Origin of the sequence: Rhizobacter sp. Root404 (genome assembly GCF_001425865.1) — a bacterium.
Taxonomy (GTDB): Bacteria; Pseudomonadota; Gammaproteobacteria; order Burkholderiales; family Burkholderiaceae_C; genus LMDS01.
Window position 1 is genome coordinate 805,331 of record NZ_LMDS01000001.1, and the last position, 25,285, is coordinate 830,615.

A 25,285-nucleotide genomic window follows, 5' to 3' on the forward strand; every position below is an offset into this window, starting at 1 on the left:
AGCTTCCCGCGTTTGGCCCATGCACGAACTGCCCATGCCCACCTTTCCGTTCGCCTCGCTCACCCGGTTCGAGCGGCCGCAGCGGTCGGCGTCGCCGACGGCGCTGCGCCAGCCCGAGGCGAAGCCGGCGCGCGTCGAGTTCGATGTGTCATGGGCGCGGGACGAGGCTGACGTGCGCCTCTCGCAACGCCTGCGCTACCAGATCTTCGCGCTCGAGCTCGGCGCCAATCTGACGGTGCCGCGGGGCTCGCCGCCCGAGCACGACATCGACCTCTTCGATCCGTTCTGCGAGCACCTGCTGGTGCGCCTGAAGCGCGCCGACGGCACGCCGGGCCTGCTGATCGGCACCTACCGGGTGCTGACGCCGGCGAACGCCACGCGCATCGGCGGCCTGTACAGCGACGGCGAGTTCGACCTGACGCGACTGCAGCCGCTGCGCAAGCGCATGGTCGAGTTGGGGCGCTCGTGCGTGCACCCGGAGCACCGCTCCGGCGGCGCGATCCTGGCGCTTTGGGGCGCACTCGGCGAGTTCATGCAGCGCAACGACCTCGACACGATGATCGGCTGCGCCAGCGTCAGCATGGCCGATGGCGGGCACGTGGCCGCGAGCCTGTGGTCGCAGCTGCGGCGGACCCATCTGGCACCGATCGAATGGCGCGTCGAACCGCGCCTGGCGTTGCCGGTCGACGACCTGCGGCAGGACCTGCCGGTCGAACCGCCGCCGTTGATCAAGGGCTACTTGCGCTGCGGCGCCAAGGTGCTCGGGCCGCCGGCCTGGGACCCCGACTTCAACACCGCGGACCTGCCGCTGATGATGCGCCTGGCCGACCTGCCGGCGCGCTACAAGCGGCATTTCCTGTCTTGAACGGTGGGGGCGTGCGCCCCACGCCGCTTCGCGCCGGCCTCAGAGCCGGCGTTTCAGTTGCACGCTGCGCAGCAACGCGAGGCTTTCCGCGATGCCCCACACCAGTGCCGCCAGCATGGCGCGCGGTCGCAGGCCGAGACGAAGGGAAGATGAGCTGCTGTTCATGCCCCGCACCCTATCCGCGCCGTGTGACCGCGCGGTGACGCGGTGAGTGCCGCGGCGCTGCCCGAACTGCGGGAGCTGGATGCCCTCGTCGATGCGGCCGGCGGCCTGCTGACCCGGCGGGTGCCGGCCGAGGTGGTCGTCGGTCATCACCGCCTGCCGCTGACCGTGCTCACCCTGGGCAACCCGGATCGGAACGTGCCGGCCGTCGGCATCTTCGGCGGCGTGCACGGCCTGGAGCGGATCGGCACCGAAGTCGTCATCGCCTTCCTGCGCGCACTGACGATGCGGCTGCGCTGGGACGGTGGCCTGCACCGCCAGCTCGAATCGCTGCGGCTGGTGTTCATGCCGATCGTCAATCCCGGCGGCATGCTGCTCGCGACCCGCGCCAATCCGAATGGCGTCGACCTGATGCGCAACGCACCGGTCGACGCGCGCGGGCCGGTGCCTTTCATGGTCGGCGGCCACCGGCGCAGCAACCGGCTGCCATGGTTCCGCGGCCCGGCCGGTGCGCCGATGGAGGCCGAGAGCGCCGTACTCTGCCAGGTGGTGGCCGACGAACTGCTCACGCGCGACTTCAGCATCGCGATCGATTGCCACTCCGGCTTCGGCGTGCGCGACCGGCTGTGGTTTCCGTACGCGCACTCGGCCGAGCCGATCGCGTGCCTGGCCGAGTTCCATGCGTTGCGGCAGATCCTCGACGAATCGCAGCCGCACCACCGCTACATCGTCGAGCCGCAAAGCGCGCAATACCTGGCGCATGGCGACTTGTGGGACCACCTGCACCTGCAGTCGCTGCGCGACCCGTCGCGGCTGTTCATGCCGCTGACGCTCGAGATGGGCTCGTGGGGCTGGGTCCGCAAGAACCCGCGCCAGCTGTTCTCGCGCCACGGCATCTTCAATCCGCTGATCGAGCACCGCCGCGAGCGCGTGCTGCGCCGCCACATGACGCTGCTCGATTTCGCGATGCGCGCGGCCGCCAGTCATGCGCGCTGGCGGCCGACGGGCGCCGCGCGCGCCGAGCACGAGCGCGAGGCGCGCCGGCACTGGTTCGCGCCGCCCGCGCTCCCAGGACGATGACCACGCCCTGCACCTGGGTGCTGCTGCGTGGCTGGACGCGCGACGCGCGCCATTGGCTCGATGTCGGCGATCGGCTCGCTGCGGCATCGCCCGGCGCCCGCGTGCTGGCGATCGACCTGCCCGGCACCGGTCAGGCGCAGGCGCTGCGCAGCCCCTGGACCGTTCGCGCGATGGCACAGCACGTTCGCGGCGCGCTGCGCGCGGCGGGCGCGGAACCGCCGTACGCGCTGCTGGCCGTGTCGATGGGCGGCATGGTGGCCACCGCCTGGGCGAACGAGTGGCCCGACGAGATCGACGCGGCCGTGCTCGTCAACACGAGCATGCGCCCGTTCAGCCCGGCATGGCAGCGGCTGCGACCCTCCGCGTACGGCCGCCTGATGCGGGCGATGGTGTCGGGCGCCGCCGCATCCGAGCATCTGGTCCTGCAGCTGACGAGCCGCTTGCGGGCCGACGATGCGGCGCTGCTCCACCGCTGGACCGCCCAGCGCATCGCCCGACCGGTGCGGCCGATCGATGCGCTGGCGCAGCTGGTGGCAGCGGCCCGTTTCAGCGCGCCGCGTCGCAACCCGTTTCGCCGCGTGCTGTTGCTGACCAGCGCGTCCGACGAACTCGTCGACACGCGCTGCACGCTGGCCCTGGCGCGCGCCTGGCGGTGCGAGGTGCGCAGCCACCCGCACGCCGGCCACGATCTGCCGCTCGACGATCCGCAGTGGGTCGTCACACAAACCGCATCGCTCGGTCACGGCGTCATCACGAAGGGTCGTCACGATGCCGGTTCATGAAGCGTGATCTCGATGCCCAGGTGACATCGGCCCTCGAGCCGGGCGGCCTGCACTACCGCAGCGTCTGGATCTCGGACCTGCACCTCGGCACACCGGGCTGCCAGGCCGCGGCGCTGCTCGACTTCCTGAAGACCGTCGAGTGCGACACGCTGTTCCTGGTCGGCGACATCATCGACGGCTGGCAACTCGGCCGCAGCTGGTACTGGCCGCAGTCCCACAACGACGTGGTGCAGAAGCTGCTGCGCAAGGCGCGCAAGGGCACGCGGGTGATCTTCGTCCCCGGCAACCACGACGAGTTCGCGCGGCGCTACCTCGATCACAACTTCGGCGGGGTCGAAGTTGTCGAGGAATGGATCCACGAGACGGCCGATGGCCGCCAGCTGTGGGTCACCCACGGCGACCTGTTCGACGGGGTGGTCCAGTGCGCCAGGTGGCTCGCCCATGTCGGCGATTCGCTGTACGAGATCACGCTGCGGCTGAACCGGCATCTGAACGGACTGCGCGCCCGCCTGGGCCTGCCGTACTGGAGCCTGTCCAAGTACCTGAAGCACAAGGTCAAGCGCGCGGTCAGCTACGTCAGCGACTTCGAGGTCGCGGTCGCGCGCGAGGCGCGCCGCCGCGGGGTGGATGGCGTCGTCTGCGGCCACATCCACCACGCCGAGATCCGCACGATCGACGGCATCCTCTACTGCAACGACGGCGACTGGGTCGAGAGCATGACCGCGCTGGTCGAACACCCGGACGGCCGGCTCGAACTGCTCGACTGGTCGACCCGCGCGCGAGTCCGGGCGCACGCGCACGCGGCACTGGCGCTGTCCGCCGGATGAAGATCCTGCTCGTGACCGACGCGTGGTGGCCGCAGGTCAATGGCGTCGTCACCGCGGTGCAGGAGCTCGTCACCGGACTGGGCGCGCTCGGCCATCGGGTCGAACTGATCGAGCCCTCGACCTTCCGGCGCTTCAAGTGCCCGGGCTACCCCGAGATCGAGCTGGCGTGGCGGCCCGGTGCGCGGGTCGCCAAGACGATCGACGCGGCCGCTGCGGACGCGATCCATATTGCGACCGAAGGGCCGCTCGGCAGCGCGGCGCGGCGCCACTGCCTGCGTCGCGGACTTCCGTTCACGACCGCGTTCCATACCCGCTTCCCGGAGATTCTGGCCAAGGCGCTGCATGTGCCGGTGTCGTGGGGTTACGCGTGGTTCCGGCGTTTCCACGCGCCGGCGGCGGCGGTGATGGTGCCCAGCGAGGGCATGTTCCGGCTGCTGCGGCAACACCGCTTCACGAACCTGCGGCAGTGGTCGCACGGCGTCGACTTGCGGCTGTTCGAGCCGTGCGCGCCGCTGCCGCTCGACCTGCCGCGGCCGGTGTTCCTGTACGTCGGCCGGGTGTCGTACGAGAAGAACCTCGAGGCCTTCCTCGGTCTCGAGCTGCCGGGCTCGAAGCTGGTCTACGGCACCGGGCCGGTGCGGGAGCGCTTGCAGGCCGCGTTCCCGCAGGTGCACTTCCGCGGCATCGTGCCGCGCGCCGAGCTGCCGGCGATCTACAGCGCGGCCGACGTGTTCGTCTTTCCGGGGCGCAGCGAGACCTTCGGGCTGGTGATGCTGGAAGCGATGGCTTGCGGCACGCCGGTCGCGGCGTTCCCGGTCGCCGGCCCGCTGGACGTGCTCGGCGATTCGGACGGCGGGGTGCTCGACGACGACCTGCGTGCCGCTGCGCTCGCCGCGCTGAACGTGCCGCGCGAGCGCGCCCGCGCCCGAGCGCTGGGATTCGACTGGACGCGGGTCTGCACCGAGTTCGTCGCGTTCCTGGCGCCGATCGGCGCCGGCGGCGCGGCGGATGCTGCGCTCATCGCTCCCGCGCGCGGCGCCGCGCCCACCACGCCACGAGCGACGTGACACCGGCGATCACGCCGAGGACGATCCAGAAGCCGTGCGCATGCTGCGCCAGCGGAATGCCGCCGACATTCATGCCCAGCAGGCCCGCGACGATGTTGATCGGCAGGGCCATCACCGTGACCACCGTCAGCACGAACAGGCTGCGGTTGTTCTCCTCGGCGACCTGCGCGGCGATCTCCTCCTGCAGCAGCTTGATCCGTTCCTGCAGGGCGCTCATGTCGCGCAGGGCCACCGAGAACTCCTCGGTCGAGGCGCGCAGTTCCTCGATGTCGATCTCGCTCGCCCAGGCCGGCGGATGCTGGAGCAGGCGGAACAGCGCCGCCGGCTCGGGCGCCAGCAGGCGCTGCAACCGCACCAGCAGGCGACGCAGCCGGCCGAGCTTGACGCGCTTGTGGTCGAGCTTGCCGGCGAGCAGATCGTCCTCGGTGTCGTCGACGCGCGCCGTCACATCGCGCACGATGCCCACCAGGACGTCGGCCTGGTAGCGCAGCAAGTGTTCCAGAAGGTCGACGGTAGAGCGCACGGCCTCGCCGGCGTTGACCGCCACCCGCAGGCGATCGACCGAGCGCAGCGGCTGGCGCCGGGCCGTGACGACGAGCGTGCGCTCGACGTTGATCCACAGCGTCGACAGGTCTGACGGCTCGAACGAGAACTCGAAGCGCACGTCGTTGACCACCGCGATCAGCGACTGGTCGAAGCGCTCGATCCGGGTCGAGTGCAGGCCCTCCTTCAGCATCTCGAAGAAGGTGCCCGGCAGCACCGCGTGGCGGGCAAGCCACGGCTCGGCGCCGCCGTGCGAGAGGTTGAAGTGGAGCCAGGCGAATCCCGATCGTGTCGGCTCCGGCGCCGTCAACCAAGCCGCCGCCTGGGCCGAATCGATGAGTTCGCCGCGCGGCTCGCCGGACCGGAAGAGATAGCCCCAGACCAGTCCGCTGTCGTCTGCGCCATACGAGGTGCTGTTCAAGGAGGTCGGGTCCAGAGCAGCTCCGCCCTCGCGAGGTGACGCGGATGAACGAGTTCGCCGATCCTCAAGGTGCCGGCACGGCCACGCGGTTCGCCGGCACGATCTGCGCCTCGTAAGAGAACACCTCGCGACTGCGCGGATCGACCGTCACCTTCAGCCAGTTCACGTCGTTGTTGCCGTTGGCCTGGTTGTCGCCGAAGGTCTCGACGCGCGTGAAGTTCTCGAGGCGACGGCCGGCCGCGTCGAGGAACGGCTTGTCGATCCGGTGGTAATGCGAGTCGCCGTGCACGTAGGCGACGGGCTTGCGGAACGCGACCACCTCGTCGCGCAGGGCCAGCAGATAGTCCTTGAATCCATCGAGCTGGCCATCGGTCTCCACCAGCGTCTTGGGATCGCGCAGCGGCGCGCGCGTGCCGTCGGTGGCGTCCCAGCCCGGGTTCGCCTGCGCGATGATCATCACCGCCGCCGACTGCCGCGCCGCCGCGAAACGGAAGCTCTCGCGCAGCCACGCGATGTTGGCCAGATTGCGCGCCGCGAATTCCGCCGGGTCCGGCGCGGTGTCGCACAGGTTGTTGCACGAACCCTGGACATTGAGCGTCACGTAGGTCACGCGGCCATGGGTCCAGCGGCGGTTCTCGACGCAGGGCACTGCACCATTGACGCCCAGGCACAGCGCCGCGGTCTGCACCTCCTGCCGCATGCGCTTCTGCCCGAGCGAGAAGGGCGTGTCGAAGAACACCTTGCGCTGATGATCCAGGCGCTCGCGCGACGAGAAGCCGCCGTTCGCCGGGCGGTCGCAGTCCGTCCAGTCGTTGTCGCCGGGCGTGAACATCGCCGGCGCCTTCAGCGCGGCGAAGAAGCCCAGCGCCTGAAGGTACATCGCGTCGCTGCAGGTCGTCGGCGTCACCGAGCCGGGTGTGCCGCTGCCGGCCTTGAGGTCGCCATCGTGGATCGTGAACGCGAGGTCCTGACGGTTCATGTCGGCGATCAGGTTCGGGACGCCCTTGAGCGCCTGCGCGTCGGAATACGGCATGTCGCCCCACAGGCCGATCGCATACGGCGCGTTGCGGCCGCGCGCGTCGTCGCTGTCGTCGTCCGCGATCGCGATGTTCGTCGCCGCAAGCGCGAAGAATGCGCTGACGGCCGACAGGGTCAGGATCTTGTTGAGTCTCATGGTCGATCTCCGGAAAGTTGCTGGGGTCTGACGCAAGGGGAAGTCACGGCGCGAGGAGCGGCGGGGACACGCGATTCGGCGTCTGCACCGACGCGATCAACCGGTTCTCGCCGTCGCGCACCTCGAAGGCGACACCAAAGGTTTCGATGTTGCTGACGCTGGCCACGGTGTCGACGAACCACCACTCACAGACGCAGCGGCTGGCATCCGCGTCGATCAGCATGTAGCCGCGCCGGTTCAGGTCGATGTACTTGAAGTGCGGATTGGCGGGGCGCAGGCTGTTCGCGACCGCGCCGCTCGGGTCCGACACGCCCGGCGACGACACCGACGTGCCGACGAACTCCACCGCACGCGAGCCGGCGCCGCTCACCGGGTCGTAGCCGCCCTGCGCCGGCAACGGGTTGTTCGGGTCGGGCGTCAGGTCGGCAGCCCAGGAGCTGTGGATGTCGCCGGTCAGCACGACGACGTTGCCCACCGGCGCGTGCGATTCGTCGCCCTTCAGCACCGCGTAGACGCGGTCGCGTGCCGGTTGGTAGCCGTCCCACTGGTCCGAGTTGATGAACACGCCGCCGCCGGCTGCATTCGGTGCGCCCACGGCCTTGAGCTGCGCGAACATGACGCCCTGGCCCAGGAACTTCCATTTCGCGCTGCTGGTGCGCAGCTTGTCGAACAGCCAGGCTTCCTCGGCGGCGCCGAGCAGCTGGCGCGTCGGGTCGGCATAGGCGCCGCTCTGCACGAAGTAGCCGCTGGCGTTGCCGATGTTCGATCCCAGCTGCAGCGAGCGCGCTCCGAGCCGCTCCTCGAGCATGATCAGGTCGACCAGGTTGCCGAACGCATAGCTGCGGTAGTTGCGGCGCGGGTTGGCGGCGTCGACCTCGCGCACCGGCATCCACTCGTAATAGGACTGCAGCGCGGCGGCGACGCGCGCGTTCCAGTCACCTTCGCTGCCCGGCGTGTGGTTCTCGGCGCCGTCGCGATAGGCGTTGTTCGCGGTCTCGTGGTCGTCCCAGATCGCGACCAGCGGGTGCTGCCGATGCATGGCCTGCGAATCCGGGTCGCGCTTGTACTGCGCATGGCGGGCGCGGTAGTCGGCCAGCGAGACGATCTCATGCGCCGGCTCGCTCGGGCGGACGTTGCCGTACTGGCCGCTGCCGTACTCGTAGAGGTAGTCGCCCAGGTGCACGACCATGTCGAGGTCCGCCCGCTCGGCCAGGCGCCGGTAGACGTTGAAGTACCCGTAGGCGAAGTTCGAGCAGCTCACGACGGCCATGCGCAACTGGCGCGTGCCGCCGACCGGCAGCGTGCGCGTGCGGCCGATCGGCGATTCGACGCCTTGCGCCGAGAAGCGGTAGTAGTGCGTCGTGTTCGGGCGCAGGCCCGACGGATCCACCTTCACCGTGAAGTCCGCGCTCGCATCCGTCTTCGTGCGGCCCCGCGCGACCACGCGATCGAACGCCGGATCGAGCGCGACCACATAGTCCACCACGACCGTGCTGGCTGCGGCGCTGGTCGGCGAGACCCGCGTCCACAGGATGACGCGGTCGGCCAGCGGGTCGCCGCTCGCGACGCCGTGCTGGAAGACGGCGCCGGGTCGCCCCGCCGCCTGCGCTGATCCGAGTGTCAGCAGCGGCGTCGACGCGAGCGCGACCGCGGCCGAGCCGGAGCGCTTGAAGAAGTCGCGGCGGTTGGCGCCGACGCGGACGGGTTGGATGTGGCGGGGACGGCCCATGGTGTTTCTGTCCTGGTCGATCGAGTGGAATGACTCGACGGGACGGTACGGGCGCCATGTGACCGCCGCGTGTCGCGAGGCCTGCCGCCGGCCCATGGCGACCGGCGCGTCCCCGGGGGCGCGCTACGCCGGCCGCACCTGCGTGCCGCCGCCCCGGGTCACATGCAGCATCCGGCTCGGCGCGACCCGGACCTTGGCGGTGTGCCATACCCCGCGCGGCACGACGACCGCGCCGCGGCCGGCGAGCGTCACCGACTGCAGCCCCGCAGGCGTTTCGAGCAGGAGGTCGACTTCCCCCGACAGCAGGTAGACGAACTCGTCGCCCTCCGGGTGCATCTCCCAGGTCGGCCAGTCGGCGACGAACTCGTACTCGGACACGAGCCAGCCCGCGCCGTAGCGCGCCGACTCGGCCGCCGCCAGATGCCAGAAGGCGTCGCCGCCGGGCAGCGCGGTGGCGCTGCCATCCGCGGCCAGGTGAACGTAATCGTGCTGCGGATTCAGGGGCATGGGGTTCCTTGCGTGGTCAGGGCAGCCTCGCGTAGCTGACGGTCAGGATCTCCCAGACGTGGCCGTCGGGCTCGCCCCAGTAGATCAGACAGCCGCCGCAGGCCTGATTCACCTGGCCGTCGTCGGTGCCGTGCGGCAGGCTGCGAAACGGAATGCCCGCGGCGCGGATGCGCGCGAGGATCGCGTCGAACTCGTCGGCCTGGACCCGGAAGGCATAGTGCAGCCGCGGCAGCGGGCCGCTCCACTGGTCGAAGTCGAGCGTGAGGTCGTCGTTCACGTAGACCGGCGAGAACGGGCCGGCCGCGCCCTGGGCCGCCCAGGGGACGTCGAGCAGGTGCGCGAGCCGGCGCGCGGCCGCGACGCGGTCGTGCGACGGGACGATCAGGTGGTCGAGTCGGGCGGGCATGACGGGGGTGCGGTGTCACCGCGCCGGCGTGGGCTTGGCGGGCCGGTAGCCGAGCGCCTGCATCGCGGCACGCAGCTTCTGCCGGGTCGTCCAGTAGTCCGCCCACGGATCGACCCGCTGGAACGACAGGTGTTCGCGCGCGTCCGCGATGGTCCATTGCGCGCCGCTTTTCAACCCGGCCAGATCGTCCCACGACACCGGCATCGAGACGCCGAGCCCGGGGCGCGCGCGGGCCGAGAACGCGGCCGCGGTGGTCGCGCCGTGGCCGTTGCGCAGGTAGTCGACGAACAGCTTGCCGACCCGGTTCGACCCGCCGCTCTTCGCGACGAAGCGCGACGGCACGACCCGGGCGAGGTGCTCGACCACGGCCTTCGAAAATCCCTTGACCGTGTCGTAGTCGGCCACCGGCGCGAGCGGCACGACCACGTGCAGCCCCTTGCCGCCGCTGGTCTTGAGCCAGCACTTCAGGCCGAGCTCCTGGAGGAAGCCGCGCACCAGCAGCGCCGCCTCCTGCACCTGGGGCCACGCCGTGCCTTCGCCGGGATCGAGGTCGTAGATCATGCGGTCCGGCTGGTCGATGCGGCGCGCGGTCGAGTTCCAGGTGTGGAACTCGATCACGTTCATCTGCGCCGCGCCGGCCAGCGCGAGCGCGCTCGGGATCTCGAGCAGCGCGTCGTGCTCGGGCCACAGCGCCGGGTCCATGATCTTGATGCCGGGGATCGCGGTGCGCTCGGCGTGCTTCTGGAAGAACAGCTGCCCGCCGACGCCGGTAGGGCCGCGCACCAGCGAGCACGGCCGCCCCTTCAGGTGCGGCAGCATGTACTCGGCGACCGACTCGTAGTAGCGCACCAGGTCGAGCTTGGTCAGGCCGGTCGACGCATCGATCACGCGCTCGGGGTGGGTGACCTGCACCGCGTTCGCCCGGCGCGGCGCGGGCGCGGGCGGCGCGAACTCGGCGCTGCGCGCCTGCTCGCGGCGGATCTCGGTGGCGGGCTTGTCCGAGCGCAGCGCGACGTAGGTCGCGTGGCGGATCTGCCCGTCCGGCGTCATCTCGGCGTACTCGACTTCGGCGACCAGCTTCGGCTGCACCCAGCGCTCGCTGCCAACCGCCCGGCGCGACCAGCGACCCGGCGCGCTCGCGCCGGCCGCGAACGGCGCGCGCGGCACCTCGAGCTTCGCGAGCTGCTTCTTCAGCGCCGCCGCTTCGGCCGCGTCCCAGCCCGTGCCGACGCTGCCGACCGAGACCAGCTGGCCGGCGTCGTCGTACACGCCGAGCAGCAGGCTGCCGATCTGCGCCGCGCCGTCGCTGCGGTCGGTGTAGCCGGCGACGACGAACTCCTGGCGCAGCTTGCACTTGAGCTTCAGCCAGGTCTCGGTGCGGCGCGAGGCGTAGGGCGCGTCGGCGCGCTTCGCGATGATGCCTTCGAGCTTCATGCGGCAGGCCGACTGCAGTACCGAGGTCGGGTCGCCGGCGAAGTCCGCGCTGTAGCGCACATGCGTCGTGCCCTTGTCGTCCAGCAGCGCCTTGAGCAGGCGGCGCCGCTCGACCAGCGGCAGCTCGCGCAGGTCGTAGCCTTCGAAGAACGGCAGGTCGAACAGGAAGTAGTCGATGCCGGCGCCGCTGCCCTGGCGGTCGAACGCCTTCTGCAGCCGGTTGAAGCTCGGCAGGCCGGCCTCGTCGAGCACGACGATCTCGCCGTCGAGCCAGGCCGAGCGGATCTTCATCGATTCGAGTTCGGTGACGAGCTCGGGCATCTTGCCCGACCAGTCGTGGCCGCCGCGCGTGATCAGCCGGGCCCCGCCATCTTCGATGCGGGCCATGATGCGGTAGCCGTCGAACTTGATCTCGCACAGCCACTCGCCGCTGCGCGGGATCGCGGCGGCCAGCGTCGCCAGCTGCGGTGTCATCTTCTCGGGCAGCTTGGCCTTGACCGCGCCCGCGATGGCTTCGTCCTTGCCGCGCCGACGCGTGACGGTGTCGGGGCTGGCGACGGGTTGCTTCAACGGCCTGGCGATCACGCTGTCGGGCAGGGCGGTGAGCACGTCGTACTCCGCCTTCGGCCGTGCGTAGGCATCGCCGCGCTTCTTGAACAGGATCCACAGGTCCTGCTTGTCGCCGGGCTTCGCGATGCGCACCAGCTCCCACAGCCCCATCAGCTTCTGGCCATGCAGCTTGAACAGCAGCTTGCCCTTCGCCAGGCCCTCGACCGGGTCGCCCACCGGCTCCCAGCGGCCGTTGTCCCACACGATCACAGTGCCGGCACCGTACTGCTTCGGCGGGATCGTGCCCTCGAAGCCGCCGTAGCTCAGCGGGTGATCTTCCACATGCACGGCGATGCGCTTGTCGGACGGGTCGAAGCTCGGCCCCTTGGGCACCGCCCACGAGACCAGCACGCCGCCGAGCTCGAGCCGGAAGTCGTAGTGCAGGCGGCTCGCCGCGTGCTTCTGGACGACGAACGAGCGGCCGTCGGCTGCTTCGGCGTGCTCGCCGCGTGGCTCCTGCGTGACCGCGAAATTGCGCTTGGCCCAGTAGGTCGACAGGGGACCGGTGGGTCGGGCGGCCTCGGCCGCCTTCCGCGCCGCCATGGGTCAGCGCCCTTCGGTCCGGTGCAGGCGCCGGTAGGCGCTGAAATGGCGGATCGCCGCCTTCTCGTCGCCGAGCGACTCGAGCAGCATGCCGGCGTTGTAGTGCGCATCGGCCAGCGTCGGTTCCAGCGCGAGCGCACGTTCGTACGCGGCGAGCGCCTCGCGCTGCTGGCCGCGGTCCTCCAGTGCGATGGCGTGGTTGAAGTGGATCAGCGGCTCGTGCGCGAGCGCGCGCAAGGCCTGGTCGTACAGTGCCAGTGCCTCGTCGGCGCGGCCGTCCTCGCACAGCAGCGCACCCAGGTTCAGGTAGGCGGCGGTGGCGTTCGCGTCGAGCTCGACCGCGCGGCGGTAGGCCGCTTCCGCGCCGCCGCGATCACGCGCTTCCAGCGCCTCGCCCTGGCGGAACCAGTCGGCCGCCGTCGACGCCGCGGCCGTGGCCGAGCCCGGCGTCGGGGTCGCTGCGGCGGCCGACATGAACGACACCGTGCCGCCGACCTCGGCGACTTCGAAGTCGAGCACCAGCTGGCCCGATTCGGCCGTCCACTGGCCCGAACGGTCGCGCACGACCACGTCGGCGCCGACTGCGGTGATGCGCAGCCCGGTCAGCGGCAGCTCGGCAGGCAGCTCCGCCTTGAGCTTGGTCAGCGAGCGCAGGATCTTGCGCGGCGGGATGCGGGCCTGCTGCAGCGCGTGCGCGGTGCGCAGCAGCATCAGGTCCTGGAACGAGAAGCGATGCTCGTTGCGCTGTCCGCGCACCGGCGTGACGAAACCGGCGGAGATCAGCTTGGTGACCGTCGCGCCCGACAGGCCGAGCATCTCCTGCACGCGCTTCAGGGTGAACGGTGCGTCGATCGCCGTCGCGTTCACTTCTTCGCGCGTGACCTGGCGGATGCGGCGACGACTTCGGGCTCGGCGGCCGGGGCGCGCTTGACGGCCTTGCGGACCTTGGTCTCGCCGACGGCCGCGAGCGTCGCGCCGGCCTTCTGCGGCGCCGCGCCCTTGGCCGCGGCCGGCTGCTTCTTGCCGAGGCTGGCCTGCAGCGCGGCCATCAGGTCGATGACCTGGGCGCCGACCGGGGCCTCCTCGGTGTGCGTGGACGCGATCACCTGCTGGCCGGCGATCTTCGCGTCGATCGCGGCGAGCACGCGCTGGCGCTCCTCGTCCTTGAACTGCGCCGGGTCGTAGGCGGGCTCGGAGATCTGGTCGATCAGCTGCAGCGCGAGCTGCAGTTCCGGCGGCGAGATCGTCACCGGCTCGATGTTCAGCTCCTTGAACGAGCGGACCTCTTCGGCATACAGCAGCTGCTGCAGCACCAGGCCCTCGTCGGTCGCGCGGACCTGGACGACGTACTGCTTGGCCTTCCACGACCAGCGCGCCAGCGCCGACTTGCCGCTCGAGCGCATCGCCTCCAGCAGCAGCGCGTACGGCTTGCCGCCGCGCTTGTCCGGAGCGAGCAGGTAGGCCTTGTCGTAGTAGCGCGGGTCGACCGACTTCTCGGGCACGAACGCGACGATCTCGATCACGTGGCTGCCGCCTTCCTCGAGCTGCTTCAGCTCCTCGGCGGTGAACAGCACGAACTTGTCCTTCTCGACCTCGTAGCCCTTGACCATCTCGGCGCGCGGGACCACCGACTGGTCCCGCTCCGAGACGTATTGCTGCTTCACGCGCGAACCGTCCTTGGCGAGCAGGTTGAACTTGACGGTGGCCGAGCTTTCGGTCGCCGAGTACAGCTTGACCGGGATCGACACCAGGCCGAAGCTCAAATTCAGGGACGCGATGGAACGTGCTGCCATGGGCGGTCTCCAGTGCTCGGGGAGTCGTGGATGGTACGTGGGCCGGGCCGTGGCGTCACCGTGGCGGGCGTAGGACGGCGGCGCGTGTCGCATTCAGGCTGCGCCCGACCCGCCCGAACCCGGGGTGTCGCGCGGACGAGAGAATCGTTACCATTTGTTTCCACAACCAATCCGGCCACGCAACATGGTGATCACGACGATGGCCCTCTGGGCGCTGCTTTCGCTGGGCCTGGCGCTCTGCCCGCGGGACTCGACGCTCGACGTCGAGGAGTGACCGTTGCGACGCGCGCTCAGGGCGCGCGCGGACGCGCCCGGTCTCGAACTCGCTCTGCGCACACGACAGCTCGCGTCAGGCGGTCGGTCGGGCCGAGCTAGCGCACGTCGCCTCGATCGGTCTGCCCACGGCGCGCAGCCGCAACGCGTCGAGCCGTCGGTCGATGCGGGCAAGGCGCAAGGCGTCGCCTCGCGCTTACGAACGGAAACAATCGCCGCGATGTTGCACCGGGCTTTGCCCTAGCGCAAGCCGGCGCAGGAGGGGGATGCTTTGCGGGCTGCGCAATCCGCGCCGGGAGGATCCCATGACGAGCAAGCCCATCATCGCCGCGACCCGCATGTTCCGCGCTGCCGCAGCCCTGGCGATCGCTGCGACCGGTTCGGCGGCGCTGGCGGCGGACCCGCCATCGTTCACGTTCGACCCGGGCGCGGTCGGCCTGACCGGCACGAGCGTCACCGCGAACAACATCCTGATCTCGGATTACTCGAAGGTCACGTTCACCAGCGCCACCGAGTTCACCGAGACCGGCTACCTGGTGATGACCGGCTTCCAGTCGGCGAGCGATCCGAACATCGCGGTGCCCGGCCTGGGCATGTACGTGTCCTTCACCGCCAGCGGCACGACGGTGGGCACCGACCCGGCCGCATCGCCCACCGTGGCCACCTTCAGCCAGCTGAGCTACACGATGTACGGCTACAACGACGTCGGCACCGCGACCTTCGGGTTCGACGCCGGCGGCAATGCGGTGGAAACCGCGGCGAACGAAATCGTGCTGGCCACCGGCTCGCTGCTGTCCGGCGGCGGCTCGACGCTGCCCGATGCGCTGACCGGCAAGTTCTACGCGTTCGCGGGGGCCTCGCTCGGGTTCGTCGTCGACCCGACCAACGCCGCGTTCTTCGCGGCGCCCAATCCGTTCTACGACGTCGCGCTGACCACCTTCGCGAACACGCCGGACACGATCACGCCGTTCGCCGAGGGCGGCGGGTTCTTCATCACCCAGGGCGGCGGCAAGATCAGCTTCCAGGCCCCCGTGCCGGAGCCGGGCACCTATGCCCTGATGTTCGCCGGGCTGGCCGCCGTCGGCTACGTGACCCGCCGTCGCCGTTCCCCGGCCTGACCTACTGCGCCGACAGCACCTGCCACTCGGCGTCGGTGTAGAGCCGCGAGCGGGTCAGGAAGCGCAGGCCTTCCGGCCCCTCCAGCGAGAACATCCCGCCGCGGCCGGGCACCACGTCGATGATCAGGTGCGTGTGCTGCCAGTACTCGAACTGCGAGCCGCTGATGTAGAACGGCGCGCCGCCGATGTGGCCGAGCAGCCTGTCGTAGTCGCCGACGATGAACTCGCCCGCGGGGTAGCACATCGGCGCGCTGCCGTCGCAGCACCCGCCCGACTGATGGAACATCAGCGGGCCGTGCTTCGCGCGCAGCCGCTCGATCAGGGCGACCGCCGCAGCGGTCGCCGTGACCCGGAGCACGGGCTCCGTCATCAGAAGAACCCGAGCTTGTTCTCGCTGTAGCTGACCAGCAGGTTCTTGGTCTGCTGGTAGTGGTCGAGCATCATCTTGTGGTTCTCGCGGCCGATGCCCGACTGCTTGTAGCCACCGAACGCCGCATGCGCCGGGTACTGGTGGTAGCAGTTGGTCCAGACGCGGCCGGCCTGGATGCCCTTGCCCATGCGGAAGGCCGTGTTCATGTCGCGGCTCCAGACGCCGGCGCCCAGGCCGTACAGCGTGTCGTTGGCGATCGCGAGCGCGTCCTCCTCGTCCTTGAAGGTCGTGACCGAGACCACCGGCCCGAAGATCTCCTCCTGGAAGATGCGCATCTTGTTGTGGCCGCGGAACACGGTCGGCTTCACGTAGTAGCCGCCTTCGAGGTCGCCCTGCAGCGTGTTGCGCTCGCCGCCGATCAGCACCTTCGCGCCTTCCTGGCGGCCGATGTCGAGGTAGCTCAGGATCTTCTCGAGCTGCTCGCTCGAGGCCTGCGCGCCGATCATCGTCTCCATGTCCAGCGGGCTGCCCTGCTTGATCGCGGCGACCCGCGCGACGGCGCGTTCGATGAACTTGTCGTAGATCGACTCCTGCACCAGCACGCGCGACGGGCAGGTGCAGACCTCGCCCTGGTTCAGCGCGAACATCGCGAAGCCTTCGAGCGCCTTGTCGAAGAAGCCGTCGTCCTTCTCCATCACGTCGGCGAAGAAGATGTTCGGCGACTTGCCGCCGAGCTCGAGCGTGACCGGGATCAGGTTCTGGCTCGCGTACTGCGAGATCAGCCGGCCCGTCGTCGTCTCGCCGGTGAAGGCGATCTTGCCGATGCGGTTGCTCGACGCGAGCGGCTTGCCGCACTCGAGACCGAAGCCGTTGACGACGTTCAGCACGCCCGGTGGCAGCAGGTCGCCGATCAGCTCCATCAGCACCAGGATCGACACCGGCGTCTGTTCCGCCGGCTTGAGCACCACGCAGTTGCCGGCGGCCAGCGCCGGCGCGAGCTTCCACACCGCCATCAGGATCGGGAAGTTCCACGGGATGATCTGGCCGACCACGCCGATCGGCTCGTGGAAGTGGTACGCATAGGTCTCGTTGTCGATCTGGCTGATGCCGCCTTCCTGTGCGCGCACGCAGGCCGCGAAATACCGGAAGTGGTCGATCGCCAGCGGCATGTCGGCGAAGGTCGTCTCGCGGATCGGCTTGCCGTTGTCCCAGGTCTCGGCGGCGGCGAGCATCGCGAGGTTCTGCTCCATGCGATCCGCGATCTTGTTCAGGATGTTCGCGCGCTCGGTCGTCGAGGTCTTGCCCCAGGCGGCCTTGGCTGCGTGCGCGGCGTCGAGCGCGCGCTCCACGTCGGCCGCGGTCGAGCGCGGGATCTCGCAGAACACCTTGCCGGTGACGGGCGTGATGTTCTCGAAGTACTGGTTATCGACCGGCGCGACCCATTCGCCGCCGATGTAGTTGCCGTAGCGCTTCTTGAAATGCACCGCGGTGCCGAATTTGCCGGGTTCGAGCATGTCCATGTCTTGTCTCTCCAGTGTGCGGGGTTGGTGGTGGCGTCGGTGGCCGACGACTCCCGCTTCTGCGCATGCCACGTGCCAGCGGCGTTGGAGCACACCGGCGGCACTGCGCGCGGTGCAAAAGCACGGGAAAGTACCGACAAGGGTGTCCCGCGCCGTGACAGTGCCGTCCCGATTCGAATCGATCCGTGCTGCGCACGACGGGCGGTTGTTCGATGCACGGAACTTGCTTGAAGGCGATGCAAGGAGACAGATCACATGGACCGTCGAACGGTACTCGGCACGCTGTGCGGTGCAGCGTCCGCAAGCCTCGCGCCGCGCCTGGCGCGCGCGCAAACCGACACCGATCCCTTCGGCTCGATGCAGTGGCCGGCGCTGCGGCGCGAATTCCTCGGCACCGACCGTGTCGTGTTCGATCCGCGCGTGCAGGTGCAGGGACCCGCGTTCGCGGAGGACCCGATGAACGTGCCGATCAGCGTCGCGGCCGACGGCCTCGCGGAGGTCGAGCGCATCACCGTGATCGTCGACCGCAACCCGATCCGCAAGGTGCTCGAATACTTTCCGCTGGCCACGCTGCCGCGCGTGAGCTTCCGCTTCAAGCTCGAGCAGGCGAGCCCGGTGCGGGCGGCCGTGCGCACCCGCGACGGGGTGTGGCATGTCGGCGGCGTGTGGGTCGATTCGGCCGGCGGCGGCTGCACGGCGGCCGGCGAGACCCGGCGCGACGGCAGCTGGGCGCGCACGCTCGGCGAGGTCAACGGCCGCGTGTTCCCGCACAGCGCCGCACCCGCCGGCAGCACCGCCGGCGCACGGTTGCGGCTGCGGGTGATGCACCCGATGGACACCGGCCTGGTCGGCGGCATCCCTGCCTTCTATGTCAACCGCCTGTCGCTGCGCGACGGCGAGCGTGAGCTGCTGCGGTTGAATGCATTCGAGCCGCTGAGCGAGAACCCGGTGTTCAGCTTCGACTTCGCCGGCGTGCCGCACGGCCGGCTGCAACTCGTGGGCACCGACAACAACGGCAACCGCATCGCCGGGTCGATCGAATGAGCACGCTCGGGCGGATGTTCGGTTGGGCGCTGCTGCTTGTCGCGCTGTGCGCGCTGCCGGCGCTGGTGCTGGCGCAGCCGGCCGACCCGCTGCTGGCGCAGGCGGCCGACCCGAAGACGCTGGACTACCAGCTGCGCGCGCGCGAGCTGGCCGCAGGGGTCTACGTGGTCGAGGGCGCGAACGCCGACTTCAGCGTCACGAACGGCTGCAACATCATCAACACCGGCTTCATCGCCACCGGGGCCGGCGTCGTCGTGATCAACACCGGGCCGTCGCGCCGCTACGGCGAGCAGCTGCGGGCGCTGATCGCGCGCACGACGCGCGAGCCGGTCGTTCGCGTCGTCCACCTCAACCTGCACCCCGACTACTTTCTCGGCAACCAGGCCTTCGCCGACGTGCCGCGCGTGGCCACGGCGACCACGCGCGCCGGCATGCAGCGCGAGGCCAGGGGCTACGAGGACAACCTCTACCGGCTGTGCGGCGAGTGGATGAAGGGCACCGAGGCGCTGCTGCCGTCGGCCGACGCCGTGCCCGGCCGCGAGCGCGTGGGCAGCCACGAGATCGAGCTCGTCGAACTGCGCGGCCACACCGACAGCGACCTGGTGCTGGTCGACCGCACGCGCGGCGTCGTGTTCGCCGGCGGGCTGGTGTTCGCGCAGCGCGTGCCGACCACGCCGCATGCGCAGCTGCCGGCGTGGCGCGCGAGCCTGCAGCGGCTCGCCGGCTGGCCGTTCGCGACCTGGGTGCCGAGCCACGGCCCGGTGGGCGGCGAGCGCGCGCCCATTGCGGCGACCGACCGCTATCTCGCCTGGATCGACAGCGCGTTTCGCGACGCGGCCGAACGCGGCTTCGACATGAACGAGGTGCTGCGCCTGCCGCTGCCGGCCGAATTCCGCGGCTGGGCGGCGCGCGATACCGAGTATGTGCGCAACGTGGCGAACCTCTATCCGCGCTACGAACAGCAGGCCTTCTCGAAGCGGCCGTGACACGCCGCGCGTGGACGTGTCACACGCTGGCGCGGCGGCTGTTCGACGATGTAGCAGTGCGAGGGGAAACCCGCGCGGCGGTCTGCCGAAACCGCGTCGCGTCGCCCGCGCGAGTGCTCCAACACACGGCTGCGCGGATGGCATGCTTGTTGCCCTCTGAGGTCTCCTTGAGACAGCGCGACACGCTGTCCGACATCCACCATCGAGGAGACCTCCCATGCGCCTGAAGCTATTGCCCCTGTCGATCATCCTGGGCCTCGGCTCGTTCGCCGCCTCGGCCCAGACCGCCGTGACCGACAAGATGATCGAAGACTCCGCCAAGACCGGCAACCAGGTCCTGTCCTGGGGCCTGGGCACGCAGGGCCAGCGCTACTCGGCGCTCAGGCAGGTCTCGACCGCCAACGTCAACAAGCTCGTGCCGGCCTGGGCCTTCTCGTTCGGCGGCGAGAAGCAGCGCGGCCAGGAATCGCAGCCGCTGATCCACAACGGCAAGATGTTCGTGACCGCGTCGTACTCGCGCATCTTCGCGCTCGATGCCGCGACCGGCAAGAAGCTCTGGAAGTACGAGCACCGCCTGCCCGAAGGCATCATGCCGTGCTGCGACGTGGTCAACCGCGGCGCCGCGCTGTTCGACAACCTGGTGATCTTCGCGACGCTCGACGCGCAACTGGTCGCACTCGACCAGGCCACCGGAGACGTCGTGTGGAAGGAGAAGATCGACGACTACGCGGCCGGCTACTCCGCCACTGCGGCGCCGCTGATCGCGCAGGGGCTGCTGCTGACCGGCGTGTCCGGCGGCGAGTTCGGCGTGGTCGGCCGCGTCGAGGCGCGCGACCCGAAGACCGGCAAGCTGGTCTGGTCGCGCCCGACTGTCGAGGGCCACATGGGCTACACCTACGACAAGGACGGCAACAAGAAGGAGAACGGCGTCTCCGGCACCACCAACAAGAGCTGGCCCGGCGACTTGTGGAAGACCGGCGGCGCCGCCACCTGGCTCGGCGGCACCTACGACGCGAAGACCGGCATGGCCTACTTCGGAACCGGCCAGCCGGCCCCGTGGAACAGCCACCTGCGTCAGGGCGACAACCTGTTCTCGTGCTCCACCGTCGCGATCGACGTCAAGACCGGCCAGATCAAGTGGAGCTACCAGAGCACGCCGAACGACAGCTGGGACTTCGACGGCGTGAACGAGTTCATCACCTTCGACCAGGACGGCAAGCGCCTGGGCGGCAAGGCCGACCGCAACGGCTTCTTCTACGTGCTCGATGCGACCAACGGCAAGCTCGAGAACGCGTTCCCGTTCGTCAAGAAGGTGACCTGGGCCGCCGGCATCGACCTGAAGACCGGACGCCCGAACTTCGTCCCCGAGAACCGCCCGACCGACCCGACGACCGGCGCCGACGGCAAGAAGGGCAATTCGGTGTTCGCGGCGCCGAGCTTCCTCGGCGGCAAGAACCAGATGCCGATGGCCTACAGCCCCGACACCAAGCTGTTCTACGTGCCGTCCAACGAATGGGGCATGGAAATCTGGAACGAGCCGGTCACCTACAAGAAGGGCGCGGCCTACCTCGGCGCCGGCTTCACGATCAAGACGCTCAACGACGACTACATCGGCGCGATGCGCGCGATCGACCCGAAGACCGGCAAGATCGTCTGGGAAGTGAAGAACGGCGCGCCGCTCTGGGGCGGCGTGCTGACCACCGCCGGCAACCTGGTGTTCTGGGGCACGCCGGAAGGCCTGCTGAAGGCTGCCGACGCGAAGACCGGCAAGGTGATGTGGGAGTTCCAGACCGGCTCCGGCGTCGTCGCGCCGCCGGTGACCTGGATGCAGAACGGCGAGCAGTACGTCAGCGTCGTCTCCGGCTGGGGCGGTGCGGTGCCGCTGTGGGGCGGTGACGTCGCGAAGAAGGTCAACTTCCTCGAGCAGGGCGGCATGGTGTGGGTCTTCAAGATCCCGAAGGGCGCGACGCAGACCGCGGCCGCCGACGCGCCGCTGAAGACCACCAAGGTCGCTGCCGTCAACTGAGCGGCCGGCACTGCGGCCACGTGGCGCACCGTGCGGTGCGGCACGTGGCCGTCTTCATGTCCGATCCCCATTCAATCCTGGAGACTCGAATGAATCCATCCTCACGCCGCCGCTTCGTCGGGCAGCTCGTCGTCGCCGGCAGCGCGGTCGTCGCGACGCGTTCGTTCGCGCAGGCCGGCGCCCATGTCGACGAGGCCGACGAACAGGCCGTCACGCTCGGCTACCGGCACGACACGACCAAGGTCGACGCCAAGAAATACCCCAAGCACGCGGCGACGCAGCACTGCGCCAGCTGCTCGTTCTGGCAGGGAAAGCCGAACGATGCCTGGGCCGGTTGCGCGATGTTCGGCCGCAAGCACGTGGCGAACGCGGGGTGGTGCCAGGTCTGGGCCAAGGCGCCGGGGTGAGCTGTCGGTCGCCTCAGCAGGTCTGTGCGCGCGTGTCGGTCTGGCCGCCCGCGCGGGTCAGCGTCAGCGCCGGCAGCGTTGCGGTATTCGGGGTGAGCTCGATGGTGTTCGCGCCGGTGAACCGGCCGCTGTACTTCGTGGCGATCAGCGTCGAGGCGACGCCGCCCCCCGACGGCCCGACGTTCAGGGTCAGCGTGCAACCCGAGTAGCTGCCCGTCACGTCACGCGAGTCGGCGTCGATGCGCAGCGTGCTGAAGGCCTCGAAGTTGCCGCTCGACGTGGTCGGTGCGTTCGGGTTGAGGTTCAGGAACACATCGTGATCCGCGCCCGCGACGGTGCCGGTGAACGAGAAGCCGAACGTGAAGAACGGCACCAGCAGCACTTCGCCGCCGCCGCATCCGGCCAGCACGGCCGCGAACAGCCAGGCCGCAGACCCTCGGCGTGTGGCACGCACCGCGCGGCGATCAAGGGGTTGGGTTTGCATTGACGAGTCTCCTTTGACTGAGCAGGCGCAAGAACTGCGCGATGGCGCCCTGGAGCGCATCAAGCTCCGGGTCGAGCGCCTCCATGCGATCGCGCACCGCCTTCGGCACGCGTTCGGTCTCCACGATCTGGCGGGCCTGGCTGTTGACTGCCAGAAAGTTGTCGTGGACGGCTTGCAGGCGGTCGCGCAGCGCGAGCCACTGGGGTGCAACGTCCGGTTGCCAGTGGCGCACGAGGGTGCCTGTGTACTTGTCCTTCGCGGCCAGAAACCGTTCGGCGGCCTGGTCGTACTCGGTGACCGTGCGGACGAAATACTCCCGTTTGACGGTCGGCTGGCGCAGCACCGTCTGGGCATCGCGCAGCTCGCGCAGAAAGCCGCTCAGCATTTCGGCCAGCGCCAGCTCGGCGGCTTGCGGGTCGTTGGGAGGTTCGTTGCGTGCGTCGACGAGGTCGAAGCTCGCGCCGACGGCGCGCACCCGTCGCGCGATGTGCGCCATGTCGAGGACGGTGATGTTGGCGTCGTCGGAGTCGGTCGTGATGCCGATGATGCCGCGCCCGGTGGCCACGGGCGCGCCGGAACTGCCGCCGAGCACGCCCGGCATGTCGACGCGCCACGCCGTTCGGACATCGGGCGGCGCGGCGACCGCGCCGCTGCGTGGCAGCACCGCGCACACGTCGTCGCGACCGAGCAGCCATGCGGGGTCGCGCACCGCGACGCGGGCGGCCGGCGCCAGCGCGCGGACAGCGAGCGTGTAGTCAGGGGGTCGCGCCACGCGCAGCAGCGCGAGATCCTCGGTCGTCGCGGCCATACCGCCGACTCGCTCGGCCACCGATCCGGCCGGCAGGGCCCCGAGGCATCCATGGACGACGACCGGCGCGTCGACGCCGACCACGTGCTGCGCGGTGGCGATGTAGACGAAGTCCCGATCGGCGCCGACGACGACACCGAAGCCGTGCTCGTCGGCGTGGATGCGCACGACGCCGGCGAGCAGACGGTCGGCGAGCGTCGGTCCATCGTCGAACGTCGTGTCCTGGGCGGCGGCGCCGACGCCCAGCAGCATGCCGAGCGCGACGCCGGCGATCCGGCGCGACCGCGGCGCCGCACCCGGTCGGCTCAGCGCGTCGTCGCGTCGAACTGGTTTCGCAGCCATGCAATGGCTCCCCACAACATCAGCGCCGAACTCCACAACAGACTCACCGTGTGGTGGCGAGCGAGGAACTCGAGCAGGCTGGGCTTGAGCGAGCGCTCGAAATCTCCCGTGCGGGTGGCCAGCACGCGCGCGGTCCCCGCGAGCTTCAGGACGATGCTGTCGCCCGCGGTCATCTCGAAGCGCTCGAGGCTGAGGCCGCTCATCTCGAGGCGATCTCCCGCGCCCAGGTTGACCTCGGCGTTGGTGGCGGGCAGCTTGAGCTGCGCCTGCTCGATGCTCGACGCGACGATCGGCGCGCCGCCGGCCGTCGCGCCTTCGCGGCGAGCGACGAAGCGGAGCTCCACGGGTCGCAGGCCGGTCCAGGCAAAGGACCGACCGTCCGCACGCCCGAGCCAGAGATCGAGGGGCGGTGGCCCGCGCTCCGGCCGCGCCGGATCGCCTGCGCTCGCCCGCAGCCACTCGGCATGCGCGAGGTCGGCCGGTGGTGATGCGTCGCCGTCGCCGATTCGCCAGACGGTGCGCCCGGCGAACTCGACCTCGGCGACCAGCGGCGACGTCGGCGCGTCGACCCCGAGCTGCAGATGGCGCCCAGCATTGACGACCATCGTGCTGCCAGCCGGATAGGCGAGGCGCCGCAACGTCAGCTGCGACGCACGCAGCACGATCCCGTCGCTGCCCGCCGCAGCGGCGTCCCGTGAGATCGCGGGCGCAGGCGACTCCAGGCGCGTCTGGCCCTCGATGCGCAGTTCACCGTCGATCGTCTGGGCGCCGAGTTCGCCCGGGGTGTCGAACAGCAGGGTCGCCGACTGGGCACGCAGCTCGAGGGCGAACGGCACCGTCCGCACGGGCACCCACGCCGCCAGGGACACCAGCGTGCCCACGGCCAATGCCGGCCAGAACGCGGGTGGCCAGCGGCGCCGCGGGGTCGGGGTCGCCTGTCGCGCGGCCAGCCCGGCGTCGATCAAGCGCAATCGCTCGCCGAGATCGCGCAATTCCGTCAGCGGGACCGCAGGGTCGGCGGCACGTTCCGCGAGGCGCCTGGCGGCCCCGGCGCGCGCGCCTTCGAGCGGCGACGGCGGCGTCTCAGGAGCCGACATCGGCGGGTCCGCGCACGTTGAAGCGCAACAACGGCAATACCTTGCCGTCGGCGTCGGTCGCCTGCACTTCGACCCGCATGCCGTGGCCGTCAGCGGGCATCTCGAGCGCCAGCGGCACGCGTTCCCACGCGAATCGGGCCGGGCCCGGAATGTCGCGCCACGTCCCGGAGCCGTCGCTGCCATCGAGCCGAAGGCTGCGCCAGGCCAGGCGCGCCACCGGCACCGATATCCGCAGCACGGCCTGCGGCGGCGTGCGCGCCTCGACCGGCGACGGCGCGAAACCGACCGGGACGACGGTCAGCGTGCCATCCAGCTCGGGGGCGAGGGCCAGGAAGCCGAGGTCGCGCAGTCGCAGGCGCGCCGCATCGAGCATCGTGGCGGCGTCCCAGCGCACCGATTGATCGGCGCCGATCGGTGCGTCGACGCGGTAGAACGGCGCCGGCCGGAGCGGCTGCACGATCAGTTGGGTCGGCCAGCGGCGCGATGCGCTGATCTCCAGCGTGGTACCGACCTGCGCGATCGGCGGCGCCGCCGTCAGGGACACGAGTTCGACGAAGGGCTGCGACACATTGCGGTCGTAGAAGCCTTCGCAGCGCAACTGCCCGGCCGCACGCTGGTAGGGTGGTTGCCGTGATTCGCTCGGCTTGAGTTCGGCACAGCGGAATTCGGCTGCCTCCAACACGCTGCACGCGAGCACCGCACCCAACCCCAGCAAGGTGGCAGCCGCGAATCGGGGAGTCGCAGCGGGCAAGCCGTTGACCATGGGTCGCCTCCTGGCGCGCCAGGACGCCAAGCCAGTCGGGCGCGCAACGTTCTGGTCGCAGTGTAGCGACCGCGCCTCCAACAGTCGTGCCGCCGACGGCTGCAA

General features: G+C 70.1%; 25 protein-coding genes. 10 read left to right on the top strand and 15 right to left on the bottom strand.

From position 1 onward, the window contains the following. Window positions 1-19 precede the first annotated feature (19 nt). The gene (locus tag ASC76_RS03660) at window positions 20-865 is read left to right on the top strand and encodes a GNAT family N-acetyltransferase (protein ID WP_056462474.1); all 846 of its coding nucleotides are present in this window, start codon (window positions 20-22) and stop codon (window positions 863-865) included. 39 nt (window positions 866-904) lie between these two features. On the opposite strand, the gene ASC76_RS26345 is transcribed toward ASC76_RS03660, so the two are convergent. Next, the gene (locus tag ASC76_RS26345; protein ID WP_256364441.1) at window positions 905-1,030 is read right to left on the bottom strand and encodes a hypothetical protein; all 126 of its coding nucleotides are present in this window, start codon (window positions 1,028-1,030) and stop codon (window positions 905-907) included. A gap of 42 nt (window positions 1,031-1,072) precedes the next feature. Here ASC76_RS26345 and ASC76_RS03665 point away from each other — a divergent pair, with 42 nt between their 5' ends. The 4 genes from ASC76_RS03665 to ASC76_RS03680 are packed head-to-tail and all read left to right on the top strand — an operon-like array spanning window position 1,073 to window position 4,783. Further along, window positions 1,073-2,107, top strand: coding sequence for a M14 family zinc carboxypeptidase (locus tag ASC76_RS03665; RefSeq protein ID WP_056462477.1), 1,035 nt, complete (start codon window positions 1,073-1,075; stop codon window positions 2,105-2,107). Further along, window positions 2,104-2,889 carry an alpha/beta fold hydrolase gene (locus ASC76_RS03670; RefSeq protein WP_056462481.1) on the top strand — a complete coding sequence of 262 codons (786 nt, stop codon included), beginning with the start codon at window positions 2,104-2,106 and terminating at the stop codon, window positions 2,887-2,889. Before ASC76_RS03665 ends, ASC76_RS03670 begins: the two co-directional genes overlap by 4 nt. Next, window positions 2,886-3,716: a UDP-2,3-diacylglucosamine diphosphatase gene (locus ASC76_RS03675; RefSeq protein WP_056462484.1), complete on the top strand. Its 831-nt coding sequence runs from the start codon at window positions 2,886-2,888 to the stop codon at window positions 3,714-3,716. Before ASC76_RS03670 ends, ASC76_RS03675 begins: the two co-directional genes overlap by 4 nt. After that, on the top strand, window positions 3,713-4,783 hold the full coding sequence (locus tag ASC76_RS03680) for a glycosyltransferase family 1 protein (RefSeq protein WP_082548687.1): 1,071 nt from the start codon (window positions 3,713-3,715) through the stop codon (window positions 4,781-4,783). Before ASC76_RS03675 ends, ASC76_RS03680 begins: the two co-directional genes overlap by 4 nt. Here ASC76_RS03680 and ASC76_RS03685 read toward each other — a convergent pair. From ASC76_RS03685 to ASC76_RS03720, 8 genes are all read right to left on the bottom strand, one after another. Further along, a complete protein-coding gene (locus tag ASC76_RS03685) occupies window positions 4,734-5,747 on the bottom strand; it encodes a transporter (RefSeq protein ID WP_056462487.1) in 1,014 nt (337 codons plus the stop codon). The two genes, ASC76_RS03680 and ASC76_RS03685, sit on opposite strands and share 50 nt — an antisense overlap. Before the next feature lie 64 nt (window positions 5,748-5,811). Beyond that, the gene (locus ASC76_RS03690; protein WP_200947092.1) at window positions 5,812-6,921 is read right to left on the bottom strand and encodes a hypothetical protein; all 1,110 of its coding nucleotides are present in this window, start codon (window positions 6,919-6,921) and stop codon (window positions 5,812-5,814) included. 43 nt (window positions 6,922-6,964) lie between these two features. Beyond that, complete coding sequence (locus tag ASC76_RS03695; protein ID WP_056462490.1) at window positions 6,965-8,650, bottom strand: alkaline phosphatase; 1,686 nt, start codon at window positions 8,648-8,650, stop codon at window positions 6,965-6,967. A 123-nt stretch (window positions 8,651-8,773) separates the two neighbouring features. After that, window positions 8,774-9,157 (bottom strand): cupin, encoded by a 384-nt coding sequence (locus ASC76_RS03700; RefSeq protein ID WP_056462492.1) that lies wholly within the window; start codon window positions 9,155-9,157, stop codon window positions 8,774-8,776. Window positions 9,158-9,173: 16 nt separating this feature from the next. Further along, window positions 9,174-9,563: a VOC family protein gene (locus ASC76_RS03705; RefSeq protein WP_056462495.1), complete on the bottom strand. Its 390-nt coding sequence runs from the start codon at window positions 9,561-9,563 to the stop codon at window positions 9,174-9,176. Window positions 9,564-9,578: 15 nt separating this feature from the next. Continuing rightward, window positions 9,579-12,149: a DNA ligase D gene (gene ligD, locus ASC76_RS03710; protein WP_056462498.1), complete on the bottom strand. Its 2,571-nt coding sequence runs from the start codon at window positions 12,147-12,149 to the stop codon at window positions 9,579-9,581. A gap of 3 nt (window positions 12,150-12,152) precedes the next feature. Further along, window positions 12,153-13,016, bottom strand: coding sequence for a tetratricopeptide repeat protein (locus ASC76_RS03715; protein ID WP_235580331.1), 864 nt, complete (start codon window positions 13,014-13,016; stop codon window positions 12,153-12,155). Beyond that, the gene (locus ASC76_RS03720; protein ID WP_056462501.1) at window positions 13,013-13,942 is read right to left on the bottom strand and encodes a Ku protein; all 930 of its coding nucleotides are present in this window, start codon (window positions 13,940-13,942) and stop codon (window positions 13,013-13,015) included. Before ASC76_RS03720 ends, ASC76_RS03715 begins: the two co-directional genes overlap by 4 nt. A 578-nt stretch (window positions 13,943-14,520) precedes the next feature. On the opposite strand from ASC76_RS03720, the gene pepA reads away from it, so the two are divergent. Next, window positions 14,521-15,333 (top strand): flocculation-associated PEP-CTERM protein PepA, encoded by an 813-nt coding sequence (gene pepA / locus ASC76_RS03725; RefSeq protein ID WP_056462505.1) that lies wholly within the window; start codon window positions 14,521-14,523, stop codon window positions 15,331-15,333. A 1-nt stretch (window position 15,334) separates the two neighbouring features. Here pepA and ASC76_RS03730 read toward each other — a convergent pair whose 3' ends face one another. Continuing rightward, window positions 15,335-15,703: a DUF779 domain-containing protein gene (locus ASC76_RS03730; RefSeq protein ID WP_056462507.1), complete on the bottom strand. Its 369-nt coding sequence runs from the start codon at window positions 15,701-15,703 to the stop codon at window positions 15,335-15,337. Next, on the bottom strand, window positions 15,703-17,223 hold the full coding sequence (adh, locus tag ASC76_RS03735) for an aldehyde dehydrogenase (RefSeq protein WP_056462510.1): 1,521 nt from the start codon (window positions 17,221-17,223) through the stop codon (window positions 15,703-15,705). The genes ASC76_RS03730 and adh overlap by 1 nt, the downstream gene beginning before the upstream one ends. Before the next feature lie 255 nt (window positions 17,224-17,478). On the opposite strand from adh, the gene ASC76_RS03740 reads away from it, so the two are divergent. From ASC76_RS03740 to ASC76_RS03755, 4 genes are all read left to right on the top strand, one after another. After that, window positions 17,479-18,267 carry a quinoprotein dehydrogenase-associated SoxYZ-like carrier gene (locus ASC76_RS03740; protein ID WP_056462513.1) on the top strand — a complete coding sequence of 263 codons (789 nt, stop codon included), beginning with the start codon at window positions 17,479-17,481 and terminating at the stop codon, window positions 18,265-18,267. Then, the gene (locus ASC76_RS03745; protein WP_235580332.1) at window positions 18,264-19,253 is read left to right on the top strand and encodes a quinoprotein relay system zinc metallohydrolase 1; all 990 of its coding nucleotides are present in this window, start codon (window positions 18,264-18,266) and stop codon (window positions 19,251-19,253) included. The genes ASC76_RS03740 and ASC76_RS03745 overlap by 4 nt, the downstream gene beginning before the upstream one ends. Window positions 19,254-19,470: 217 nt before the next feature. Next, entirely contained in the window at window positions 19,471-21,279 is a 1,809-nt protein-coding gene (locus ASC76_RS03750) for a PQQ-dependent methanol/ethanol family dehydrogenase (protein ID WP_056462516.1), read from the top strand. 89 nt (window positions 21,280-21,368) lie between these two features. Continuing rightward, entirely contained in the window at window positions 21,369-21,686 is a 318-nt protein-coding gene (locus tag ASC76_RS03755; RefSeq protein ID WP_157615254.1) for a high-potential iron-sulfur protein, read from the top strand. Window positions 21,687-21,699: 13 nt separating this feature from the next. On the opposite strand, the gene ASC76_RS03760 is transcribed toward ASC76_RS03755, so the two are convergent. The 4 genes from ASC76_RS03760 to ASC76_RS03775 are packed head-to-tail and all read right to left on the bottom strand — an operon-like array spanning window position 21,700 to window position 25,180. Further along, window positions 21,700-22,170: a hypothetical protein gene (locus ASC76_RS03760; protein ID WP_157615256.1), complete on the bottom strand. Its 471-nt coding sequence runs from the start codon at window positions 22,168-22,170 to the stop codon at window positions 21,700-21,702. Then, on the bottom strand, window positions 22,151-23,230 hold the full coding sequence (locus tag ASC76_RS03765) for a hypothetical protein (protein WP_157615258.1): 1,080 nt from the start codon (window positions 23,228-23,230) through the stop codon (window positions 22,151-22,153). Before ASC76_RS03765 ends, ASC76_RS03760 begins: the two co-directional genes overlap by 20 nt. Window positions 23,231-23,283: 53 nt before the next feature. Continuing rightward, entirely contained in the window at window positions 23,284-24,417 is a 1,134-nt protein-coding gene (locus ASC76_RS03770; RefSeq protein ID WP_056462525.1) for a hypothetical protein, read from the bottom strand. Beyond that, window positions 24,404-25,180: a hypothetical protein gene (locus ASC76_RS03775; protein ID WP_157615260.1), complete on the bottom strand. Its 777-nt coding sequence runs from the start codon at window positions 25,178-25,180 to the stop codon at window positions 24,404-24,406. Before ASC76_RS03775 ends, ASC76_RS03770 begins: the two co-directional genes overlap by 14 nt. Window positions 25,181-25,285: the final 105 nt, after the last annotated feature.